Source organism: uncultured Boseongicola sp. (assembly GCF_937988555.1).
Taxonomy (GTDB): domain Bacteria; phylum Pseudomonadota; class Alphaproteobacteria; order Rhodobacterales; family Rhodobacteraceae; genus Boseongicola.
In genome coordinates this window covers 1-10784 of sequence record NZ_CALJXO010000150.1, presented here as the reverse complement: position 1 = coordinate 10784, position 10784 = coordinate 1, and the positions used below count along the sequence as shown (strand labels likewise).

Annotated in this window: 7 protein-coding genes and 1 pseudogene; 5 read left to right on the top strand and 3 right to left on the bottom strand. The window is 54.5% G+C overall.

The window, feature by feature from the left end; translation table 11 throughout:
• Positions 1-10: 10 nt before the first annotated feature.
• The 3 genes from Q1B15_RS08115 to Q1B15_RS08105 all read left to right on the top strand — a co-directional run bounded on the left by Q1B15_RS08115 (position 11) and on the right by Q1B15_RS08105 (position 2904).
• The gene (locus Q1B15_RS08115) at positions 11-298 is read left to right on the top strand and encodes a co-chaperone GroES (protein ID WP_299752761.1); all 288 of its coding nucleotides are present in this window, start codon (positions 11-13) and stop codon (positions 296-298) included.
• Between the two features lie 43 nt (positions 299-341).
• On the top strand, positions 342-1985 hold the full coding sequence (gene groL, locus Q1B15_RS08110; protein ID WP_299752758.1) for a chaperonin GroEL: 1644 nt from the start codon (positions 342-344) through the stop codon (positions 1983-1985).
• 145 nt (positions 1986-2130) lie between these two features.
• A complete protein-coding gene (locus tag Q1B15_RS08105; RefSeq protein ID WP_299752755.1) occupies positions 2131-2904 on the top strand; it encodes a DNA repair protein in 774 nt (257 codons plus the stop codon).
• A gap of 282 nt (positions 2905-3186) precedes the next feature.
• Here the strand turns inward: Q1B15_RS08105 and Q1B15_RS08100 are convergent, their stop codons facing one another.
• Genes Q1B15_RS08100 through Q1B15_RS08090 form a run of 3 tightly spaced genes read right to left on the bottom strand, consistent with a single transcriptional unit; the run spans position 3187 to position 8651 of the window.
• On the bottom strand, positions 3187-4926 hold the full coding sequence (locus Q1B15_RS08100) for a Mur ligase family protein (protein WP_299752752.1): 1740 nt from the start codon (positions 4924-4926) through the stop codon (positions 3187-3189).
• A 13-nt stretch (positions 4927-4939) separates the two neighbouring features.
• Positions 4940-7741, bottom strand: coding sequence for a cyanophycin synthetase (gene cphA, locus Q1B15_RS08095; RefSeq protein ID WP_299752749.1), 2802 nt, complete (start codon positions 7739-7741; stop codon positions 4940-4942).
• A 46-nt stretch (positions 7742-7787) separates the two neighbouring features.
• Positions 7788-8651 carry a cyanophycinase gene (locus Q1B15_RS08090; RefSeq protein ID WP_299752746.1) on the bottom strand — a complete coding sequence of 288 codons (864 nt, stop codon included), beginning with the start codon at positions 8649-8651 and terminating at the stop codon, positions 7788-7790.
• Between the two features lie 333 nt (positions 8652-8984).
• Here Q1B15_RS08090 and Q1B15_RS08085 point away from each other — a divergent pair.
• A pseudogene (locus Q1B15_RS08085) lies at positions 8985-9410 on the top strand (DDE-type integrase/transposase/recombinase).
• A gap of 230 nt (positions 9411-9640) precedes the next feature.
• The gene (locus Q1B15_RS08080) at positions 9641-9970 is read left to right on the top strand and encodes a hypothetical protein (RefSeq protein WP_299752743.1); all 330 of its coding nucleotides are present in this window, start codon (positions 9641-9643) and stop codon (positions 9968-9970) included.
• The last annotated feature ends 814 nt before the right edge of the window (positions 9971-10784 follow it).

Sequence of the window (10784 nt, the reverse complement as noted above, 5' to 3'; positions counted from 1 at the left end):
CAACACTTCCATGTTGTTTACCCCGCTCCACGACCGCGTTCTCGTTCGCCGTATCGAAGGCGACGAAAAGACATCTGGCGGTCTAATTATCCCCGAAAACGCCAAGGAAAAACCGCAAGAGGGCGAAGTCGTTTCCGTTGGTGCAGGCGCAAAAGACGATGCAGGCGCGCGTATCGCCATGGACGTCAAAGCTGGCGACAAGATTCTGTTTGGCAAATGGTCCGGCAGTGAAATCAAGATCGACGGCGAAGAACTGATGATCATGAAGGAGAGCGACATTCTCGGCATTATGGCCTGAACCTCGCTCCAACTTTCACACGTTTTCAACTAGGAATACCGACATGTCTGCAAAAGACGTAAAATTCGGCACGGACTCCCGTGACCGCATGCTCAAGGGCATCAATACTCTCGCCAATGCTGTCAAAGTCACCCTCGGCCCCAAAGGCCGTAATGTGATCCTCGACAAATCTTATGGCGCACCGCGTATCACCAAGGACGGCGTTACTGTCGCCAAGGAAATCGAACTTTCGGACCCCTTCGAGAACATGGGCGCGCAACTGGTGCGCGAGGTCGCATCCCGCACCAATGATGAGGCCGGAGACGGCACGACAACTGCTACAGTTTTGGCGCAGGCTATCGTCAAAGAAGGTATGAAATCGGTTGCCGCGGGCATGAACCCGATGGATCTGAAACGCGGGATCGACAAAGCTGTCGCGGCAGTTGTTGCCGAGGTCAAGGCGATGTCCCGCCCCGTAGGTGATACCGACGAGATCGCAAAAGTTGGCACCATCTCGGCCAACGGCGAAGCAGCCATTGGCCAACAAATCGCAGACGCTATGGCAAAGGTCGGCAACGAAGGCGTTATTACCGTCGAAGAGAACAAAGGCCTTGAGACCGAGACTGAGGTTGTCGAGGGCATGCAGTTCGATCGCGGATATCTCAGCCCGTATTTCGTAACCGACCCAGCTAAGATGGCCGTCGATATGGAAGATTGCGTCATCCTGCTCCACGAGAAAAAGCTGACATCATTGGCACCGATGGTTCCATTGCTTGAGGCCGTCATACAGGCGAACAAACAGCTTTTGGTTGTTGCCGAAGATATAGAAGGCGAAGCGCTCGCAACGCTTGTCGTCAACAAGCTCCGTGGAGGCTTGAAAGTTGCTGGCGTCAAAGCCCCTGGTTTTGGCGATCGCCGTAAGGCGATGCTGCAAGATCTCGCCATCCTCACCGGCGGACAAGTGATTTCTGAAGAGCTTGGTATCAAGCTGGAAAGCGTCACTTTGGATATGCTTGGCGTTGCAAAGAAGGTCACGATAACCAAAGACGCCACGACGGTCATTGACGGGGCGGGTGACAAGGCTGCGATTGCGGCAAGAGTTACTCAAATCCGGGCGCAGATCGAAGAAACCACTTCCGACTATGACAAGGAAAAGCTGCAAGAACGTCTGGCAAAACTCGCCGGTGGAATTGCAGTGATTAAGGTCGGCGGTGCGACAGAGATCGAAGTGAAAGAGCGTAAAGACAGGGTCGATGATGCGCTGAATGCGACGCGCGCTGCAGTACAAGAGGGCGTCGTGCCCGGCGGTGGCACCGCGCTGGTGCATGCAGGCAAAGTGCTGGACGGGCTTAAAGGTGACAATGAGGACCAATCTGCTGGTATCAAGATTGTCCGCAAAGCAATCCAAGCACCGCTGCGCCAAATCGCTGAAAATGCTGGTGTCGATGGATCAGTTGTCGTCGGAAAGATCATTGAAAACAAAAGCAAGTCGTTTGGGTATGATGCGCAAACCGAGCAATACGTCGATATGTTGAAAGCGGGTGTCATTGATCCGACCAAGGTTGTCCGGATCGCACTTGAATATGCAGCATCCGTCGCGGGCTTGCTGGTTACGACTGAAGCTATGGTCGGTGACAAACCCACAAAGGCAGGTGGCCACAGCATGTCCGACATGGATGGCATGGGTGGTATGGGCGGCATGATGTAAGCGACTGCTCAAAAAAACGGCCCGCAGGCTTTTGTCTGCGGGCCTCCGTCCTCAGGACAGCCGGGTCGAATTTTCTTGATTTTGAGCCAGATAAGGAGACGTCGGGGCCCCAACGTAATTTTTGACCACATTGGAGGGAAAACCTATGCCAATTTCATCAATCACTGACCTCGCCGGACGCGTAATGCAGACTGTCGCGATAGCTGTTCTGGCAGCTCTGGCTTTCGGTCTCCTTGCCGTTTCTATCGCTGCATCCGTGGGCTTTTTGCCATGGTTTACTTTCGCCATGACTGTCGGCGATGCGACAGTCCTCAACGCGGGTATGTTTAGTCAGTTGATTGTAACTGCCGCAGTATTCTCCCTCCTCTTCATGGCGCCTACAAACGCGCGCATCTTGAAACTTGAAAGAAGCCATCGCGACTTTCGCATCAGTATGGACGATGTCGCACGAGCATTTCACGCATGTCATGCAGCAGACCGATCTGGCATCTTTACGATGTCATCAGAATTCGACGCGGTCCGGGAGCGTCTGATGTTCCTTCGCGATCACCCCGACCTGGGCCAGCTCGAAACCGACGTGATGGAAGTCGCTGCACAAATGAGCCAGCAGTCCAGCCAGCTCGCGGATACGTATTCCGATGAAAATGTGACCCGTGCAAAGGGCTTTCTTCGACACCGCCAGATTGAGGCTGAAACCCAACAACACAGGATCCAGCAAGCTCTGCGTGCATGCAATGAAATCAAGTTGTGGACTGAACAGGTCGATATCGAAGAAGAAGCCGTGGCAATGCAACTTCAGCGCCTGGTAAAGACAGTGAGAAATGTGCTTCCGCCGCTTGGATTTGAAGTCCTTGCAAAGGAAGCTGTGTGCGACATGAAGATCGTTCCTCTCGGTGTCGGGCAAAAGCAACTCAGTTGACGGGTTGTCACAAAATTATCGGAAAAGTCAAACGAAGCCTTGGCAGAGGAAACCAGCTTGAGGCGGGCAGTGCGCTTTCACACCATCGTGTGATGACCAAACATTCGCCCGTGTGCGACTTCAAGGCGCGCCCCGACATCATCCGATCAAATTTTAAACTGAACCGTACCGACGCTCTCAATGAGTGGCGTGGTCTCGGAGCTGCATGAGGGGCAGGGCAACTGTCCTGACAGAGACGTGTTCGCTTTCGTCTGAGAGCACCGATTGGAGTGGGTGCCTCACTTATGGACTTGCCAGAATCTCGAATACCCCCTCACGATCCGATAACACCATCAAAAGGACCAGGTCTCCTGGTTGCACTTGGTCAAGTATCAGCTTTGCTCCGGTCGAAGGAGAACTGGCGTGCAGGATGCGTTCGGGTTTGATCCCGGCGGAGATAGCCGCCGTTTCGATGAGAATTGGTGTTTCACCCAATGTTCGACCGCGTAAATAATCTGCAATTTCTGCGGCGACGATCAAATCGGGCTGAAACTGCAGCGCCGCCGTCACCGCTTCGTCGATATTCTGATTGGACCGGTCTCCAGGCTGGCTCAGCAAGACGAACCGCCGTTCTGACGGGATCAGCGCTAGTGCATCACACACCGCCGCAATCGAGTGGGGGTTGTGCGCAAAATCGACGAAAATCCGCGCGCCATTGTAGTGAAACTCATTTAAGCGGCCTGGGTTGTTCCTGGGATCAGAAATGAAGCTTGAAAGCCCAACCCGGATCGCTTCGCCCGGTATACCGAGTGCGGTTGAAGTACACATCGCCGCCAGCGCGTTGTGGACGTTGTGTCTAGCCGCTCCCGATAAGGTGATTGGCACATCCCTTACGTCGAGGGTCCATGCTTCGGCGGTGCCATCAAAAAAGATCAGCTCGTCGCCCTTGAGATAGGCACAAGGTTTGCCAAGCGCTCGCGCCTGAACGATCTGGGGCGTGGAGGCGTGCAGTGAAAACCACCAGATCGCTGCGGTCACGTTGATTGCCGCATCGACCACGTGGGAATCATCAGCGTTTAAGACCAGAACACCATCCGGCGCCAACGCGCTCGCGACCACAAACTTGACCTGTGCCAGCTCCGGCAGCGACGTCACGCCATACTCTCCCAAGTGGTCCTTGGCGACGTTTGTTACGACGGCCACACGGGCGCGCCGGGTTGGCAACCCGCGACGCAAGATACCACCGCGCGCCACTTCCAGGCAGGCGATCTCGACCCGTGGGTCGCGCAGAACCATCCGCGCGCCTCCCGGGCCAGAATAGTCACCACGATCAAGGACATCGTCATCGACCTGCACGAGATCGGTTGACGTCAAGCCCACGACCTTGCCTGCAGCACGCGCAATCGTAGCGCACAGACGCGTTGTCGTTGTCTTACCATTTGTGCCGGTGATGAGCGCAAATGGCACATCATGCAGGTCCGACCAATCAACTTTGTCCGGTGTTGGCACCTCCGCCACGGACCATGTCTTGGAACTGGCCCCGTGGCCAAGAGAAACCTCATCATCGTCGCAGAGGATATCAACGTCATGCAAAGCAGCCGCAGCAATCAAAGTGATCAAGCCCGGATTTGCCTCTTGCGCCATGACCGTTTTCAGATCGTTGATCATGCGGTCGAACGGCGAAGGCGCGACGTTCAAGAGTTCTGCCGCGCAATAGTGCCATGCGGTTTGGGCTACGTAGACAGCAGAGTAAAGCTGATCGAGCGGAGCGGAGATCGTCAGACTAACGCCCCCCCGGAAACTCCGGTGGGCGATATTCTCGTCTTCCCAACCAAGCGCATCCAACGCAAGGCGTGCGTGTTTCTCCCACAGAGCCGTCAAGATGCCAGGATCAAAATCCTCAAAGAATATATCCACTACCGCGCCAGGACGATTCCAAATCAGGCTCGGACCGGTTAGGCGGCGAACTGGGTCGACACGGATATTGTCGGCCTGCTCCCAGTCGATATCAAGTGCGGCCTCAAGCTGTTCTATACGATCCATCTCACGGCCCTGTTCAATCTCCGTCTTCGATATCGCCTCGGGCCAGTCGAACACCGCGCGAGTCGCGTACCATACTTGAATCGCCGTCGATCATTTCTTCAAAAGGAGCAGGCACCTGAGCGCTCACCGGGATCGACGCTGCGGACCCCGTCTGCTCGGGCGCATTGAAATAGATGATCTGTTTCCAGCAGCGGGCACTGTTGTCGCCGAAGATGATTACAAGATCGCCCGGTTTTGCCATCTCGAGGCTTGCCGCAACCGCGTCTTCCTCATTCGGAATGACCGAGATTTGATTTTCCGAAATTCCGTTCTTGAGAAATTCGGCTTTGAACATCTGCGGTATCTCATCGTCGCCGCGCTTGCGCCTGTCGTCGTCCGCCTTGCAGATATAATGGTCGAAATGCCCCGACAGGATGCGTGCTGCATCCGCAACATCGCAGTCGCGGCGATCCCCAGGAATCGACAGCACGCCAATGCGCCTCCCCTTGACGTCCAGACGATCGGCAAGTCCTGCCATCGCGCCCAAGGCGGCCGGGTTGTGGCCATAGTCAAGGATCACCTTGAAGGGATGCTCATCAAACACATTCATCCGACCTGGTGCCTGAAAGTAGCTCGTGTCGAAGGTCCGCAGACCGATGCGGATATTGTCAAGATCAACGTCGAAACTATAGGCCATAGCTGCCGCAAACATTGCGTTTTGGACGTTGTGTGTGGCCTTGCCTTCAAGGGTCGCGGGGATCAGATGCGACCACAGAACGGGCATATGCAGTCCGTTATCGTAGATTGTCAGCATGTCGCCGCTCATGCCCTGTTCAAGGACAATTGCCTTACCCCCTTCCTTGATATGCTCTTTCACCAGTGTGTGGCCGGGATTGACGGTGACATAAAAGATTGAATCCACATCTGCGTAGTCGGCCATTTTCAGGCATTCAATGTCATCGGCGTTCAGCACCGCAGTTTGAGTGGCACTTTCGATGACCACACGCTTGACGACGGCCAGTTGCTCGACCGTTTCGATGCCACCCAGACCAAGATGGTCGGCGGATACGTTCAAACACGCCGCGACGTCTGAACGCTGATAGCCAAGTCCACTGCGCACCAGCCCGCCACGCGCGGTTTCCATTACGGCGAAATCGACCGTGGGGTCGCGCAGCACCATCTGAGCCGACTTTGGACCGGTCATATCGCCCTTGACGCTGAGTTTGCCATCTACATAGACCCCGTCGGTAGAGGTCATGCCGACGATCTTACCACTGGCTTTCATGATGTGGCCCAGCATACGCGAGGTCGTCGTTTTGCCGTTTGTGCCGGTGATCGCCGCAATCGGGATCCGGCTTTGCTGCCCCAGCGGGAACAGCATGTCGATCACTTTGCCCGCAACATCGCGTGGCTGACCCTCAGAGGGGGCAACGTGCATGCGAAAGCCAGGGGCCGCATTCACTTCGACAATTGCACCTCCGATGTCCTTGTAGGAGTGTGTGATGTCGTCGATCAGGAAATCGACGCCGCCAACGTCCAGTCCCACTGCCATGATCGCGCGTTCTGCCATGTCGCGATTATCTGGGTGAACGACATCGGTAAGGTCGATCGCGGTACCGCCAGTGGACAGGTTGGCAGTCGAGCGTAAATAAAACACCACCCCCTCCGCCAGGACCGTATCAGCAGTGTGCCCAGCATCCGCGATCAGGCGCTTGGCCTGATTGTCTATCTCAAGAATGGTCAGAACTTTCTGGTGTCCGATGCCGCGGCGCGGATCCTCGTTTGCGATATCCACAAGCTCAGCAATACTGTGCTTGCCGTCGCCGGTGACGCGGCCAGGCACCCGTTTGGCCACCGCAACCAGCTTGTTGTTCACGACCAGCATCCGGTGATCAAAGCCGGTAACAAAGCTCTCGACCAGTATGGCTGCGCTTTTCGAATGTGCTTCGGCCTCGGTAAATCCGGCGGCGACCTCTTCATCTTTCTTCAGGTTTATCGAGACACCTCGCCCATGGTTGGCATCCAAAGGTTTGACCACAACGGGAAAGCCAATCTTACGGGCGGCCTGGATGGCCTCGGTGGCGCTGTAGACGATACGTTGCTGTGGCACGGGCAGCCCAAGATCGTTTAACAGATTGTGCGTGTCTTCCTTATCGCATGAGATTTCCACAGCGATATGTCGGGTCTCGGACGTGACGGTTGCCTGAATACGCCGCTGATATTTGCCATGCCCGAATTGCACCAGGGATCCTTCGTTCAGCCGAATCCAAGGGATGTCGCGCTCATGGGCCGCCTTAACCAAAGAACCGGTCGAGGGACCGAATTCCTTGCGTTGGGCATGCAGTACAAAACTGCGCAATTCAGTTGGCCAATCGAAGGCAGGATCGAATGCGTGATCGACCTGGTCCTGCAATGGCTGGGGCAGAAGATGCATCAACAGCCGCAGCGCAAGCTCACCTGCGGCCAATCCCACATCGCGCTGGCGGTAGGCATAGACCATGTTGTATTGTCCATGCACTCCGGTCCCGCGCGTCCGGCCAAAGGAGATATCCGTCCCGGCGACATTTTGCACTTCGATGGCGCAATGTTCCAGAATATGACCCATCCAGGTGCCTTCATCTTCGCGCAGCCGGCGCAAGAAACCCCCGGCTTCGCCATAAGAGCAGCCGTGGTCTGAAAGCCCAGGCAACGCAGCAATCAGCCCTTGGAGGAACTCTGATCCGATTTTGGCAGAGGGCCAGTCTTCCAATATCCCCAAATCTATGACGTGCCGTATTACAGGAAATTCAGCCCAGACATTGGGGCCGACAAAGACATTTGTTGAGATTATTTTCAAATGGTTGCCTTGTTGATTAATATATTACTCCGCACAGGACGGAGTTCTAGACGTCCGGGACCGACAAGGCAGAAAGCGCCAAATGCCCTGGCGGTGGATATCCGATACGTGCCTTCAGATCATAACGACACCCCTCACCCAACACGTCAAGACGCAGGCCCAGTAGGCTTAGTGCCTCGCCCGGTTTGGCATCCCACATTGAGGAATGGGTCATCTGGCTGGCGTCAACCGCAGTCACCGTACCGCTCCCGACCACTTCCAACACGTTATCGGGTCCAATAAAGGCTGCGGTGTCTTCGTCAATGCCCAGGCCGATCAGAAACGGGTTAAAGGACGACGCGGTCAGCAAACGGCCAAGCCGATTGCGCTGAGTAAAGTGCTGATCGATGATGACCGCATTTGTCAGGCCGATACCGGGTGCCAGTGTGACCGTCCCCTCGGCTGGGGACTCGTTATCTAGTCCTCCCGCGACCATATGTTCTGACATGATCGACGCACCGGCCGAGGTGCCTGCAACAGGAACCCCCGCGGCATTACGGTGCCTGATCTTTGTCACCACAAGCGTCCCGCCCAGAATAGCCGAAAGCCGCAATTGATTGCCACCAGTCATGAATATGCCCGTAGCGTTGTCCAACATCTGGGAAAACTCGGGATTGTCGCAATCTGACCGGCGCGAGATCGGGAGAAACTCCACCTTGCCCGCGCCTAAGTTGGAAAAGATGCGATTGTAGTCCGGGCCAGTCTCATTCAACATCGATGCCGTTGGGATCACTACGATATAGGCATCTGCTCCGCCCGAAAGCTCAACGAACTTGCGGTGAATTTGCATTTCCTTAACGCGGTCTTCGCCCCCACCGATTGGTATAATAAATCCGCGATCGCTTTCGTCGGCCAATGATGCTGGGCACATATTGCTTTGAAATCCTTTGACTGCCTCAGGTCGGGTCAAGCTTTGTGATCGCTACATTCTACCCTATGGCGTCGAAACAACAGACACACCACGTCAAATCCGAGATAACATCAGTAAATCAAGGGTTTTCACCAAGAATGCTGATATCCGCATCGCTTTAACGCCCAAAAGAACTTTTCCACACAGGCTCACAACATCCAATAGGCTATTTTTGAGGCACAAGAACACCAAAAACTGTGAGCGGCCAAAATAGCGTAAATCACGAACCCTCCGTGAGGCACTGTCAGAGCAAATCGGATTAAGCCGGGTAGGGCGGTTTTGCAGCGCTCATCGATGACAAAACACGACCCATTTCAGTCCTTTCAAAGCCCCCCCGAGGTCATTCGTCTGGCGGTTATGCTGTATCTTTGGTTTCCGCTTTCGCTGCGGAATGTAGAAGACCTGCTGCACGAGCGAGGGATCTATATGAGCCACAAAACCCTGCGGGTCCGGTAGAACAGATTTGGCCCGATGTTTGCCCTCGAGATCCGAAGAAACCGGGTCAGTCGGATGCAATCCTATTCGAACTGGCCGTGGTTCATGGACGAGGTTTTCGCGAAGATCAATGGAGAGATGCACTATCTTTGGCGGGCGGTTGATCACGAAGGTGAGGCTGCGGAGGTCTATGGTACCAAACCACTGGCGCAACATCCGTGCCGAGAATTCGCACCCTCATCGTTAAACCAGTCACAGTATCAATCATCATCCATGGTTCATTGAATTGTAGTTTCGATATGGGAAGGGGACCTAAAATCGGACCTGGCCTTAGCAGGATCACCACAGGCAACATGATCTTCTGCGAACCCTATGTGAGGAGCACTGTGTGATAATCACATGAATATCTATGTGTTAAGTAATTAAAAACAAATAATAAAAATTAGTCGAACTCTTGAAGTGGCGGCGGTACGTCGCTACCTCTATTGGAGCGTTGTTAGGCATCAGGGGAACTTATGGAATTTATCAAGGCACGGCACGATTTCACCGCACAACGCAGTTTATGCGGAAAACACAAGGAACGCACCGCTCTGTTATTTCCACTACTGGTCGAGGCGGTGGATGTTGCCCTTGAGAACATGGACGCATTGGCAGGCTTGAAGGCGGTGGAAGACCGACTGAACGATTTGCCCGATATTGTGAAAGTTCGTCATCTAATCAAACAGTGGTTGGAGATACGAATTGAGGCAGAAATGACTTTCGTTGAGACAATGATGGTCTACGAGGACACGCTCGTTTTGCCGGAAGGCAATGTAGATACGCCCAATCCAAAAACAGGCGATTGACCCGCTCCCGTCCCAATAGAGTGACCCGCCTCACAGGAGCCGTAGACGCTTCGGGGCAGGCCGTGAAGGCCGTCTCCAAGACGACACGGTTGCATGGGCCAAGGAGAATATGGAGACCGTGCTGAAGGTGCCAAGCTGCCCAGCGGCGGCTGTCTCCTTTTGGAGACCGCCAGCGCGTTAGGTATATCCGAAGAGGACGTTGATCATGTGCTGACTGCTGCACGTCAGGAGACTTGACCTCTTCCGCCGCCAGAATCCTATCTAATTTATTGTCTTTAAATGGTATTAATTCGAACATCTGAGGCTGCCCGCCAGACCTAGGTCCCGATAATTCGGTGAGACGTACCGCCTCCCTTTCGTTGGGTTTGGTAATCCAAAACCAAAAACCACTTTTGATCTAACTCAAGGCGAACAAATGCCTGCCGTGCTACGATAACCATTGTCCCGAAGTAAGAGTACTGACCCCGGCGTTCATCTGATGTCGGGGTTATTTTTTTGCCGGGAGTACGTTTGACCATGCCTCATGGATGCCGCGTATCGGTCTCGTGGCAGTCGCGAAGAGGGCCGAGGTAAAGCCTCGTTCAGACTATCACCTGAGCGGAGCACTTTCATGTCTGGTCCAAAGCTTCTGTGTAGGCAGCGGGCCATTGCCATTGACGCAAATCAATCTGTCCGACTGCGTCTGACGATAGAATAAGGAACTAAGAGGATTAGTTCAGGAGAGCGAAATGTCAGTTTCAGTTCCTAAAATTGTTTGTTTGGCGGCGGAAAACATCGCGATGTCAGCTTCAGCCCTTTTGGGCCGGCGACACTG

Excerpts from the sequence above, each read along its gene's own strand:
- Q1B15_RS08115 (WP_299752761.1), top strand. The coding sequence starts at position 11 with ATGTTGTTTACCCCGCTCCACGACCGCGTTCTCGTTCGCCGTATCGAA.
- Q1B15_RS08100 (WP_299752752.1), bottom strand. The coding sequence starts at position 4,926 with ATGGATCGTATAGAACAGCTTGAGGCCGCACTTGATATCGACTGGGAG.
- groL (WP_299752758.1), top strand. The coding sequence starts at position 342 with ATGTCTGCAAAAGACGTAAAATTCGGCACGGACTCCCGTGACCGCATG.
- Q1B15_RS08105 (WP_299752755.1), top strand. The coding sequence starts at position 2,131 with ATGCCAATTTCATCAATCACTGACCTCGCCGGACGCGTAATGCAGACT.
- Q1B15_RS08090 (WP_299752746.1), bottom strand. The coding sequence starts at position 8,651 with ATGTGCCCAGCATCATTGGCCGACGAAAGCGATCGCGGATTTATTATA.
- Q1B15_RS08080 (WP_299752743.1), top strand. The coding sequence starts at position 9,641 with ATGGAATTTATCAAGGCACGGCACGATTTCACCGCACAACGCAGTTTA.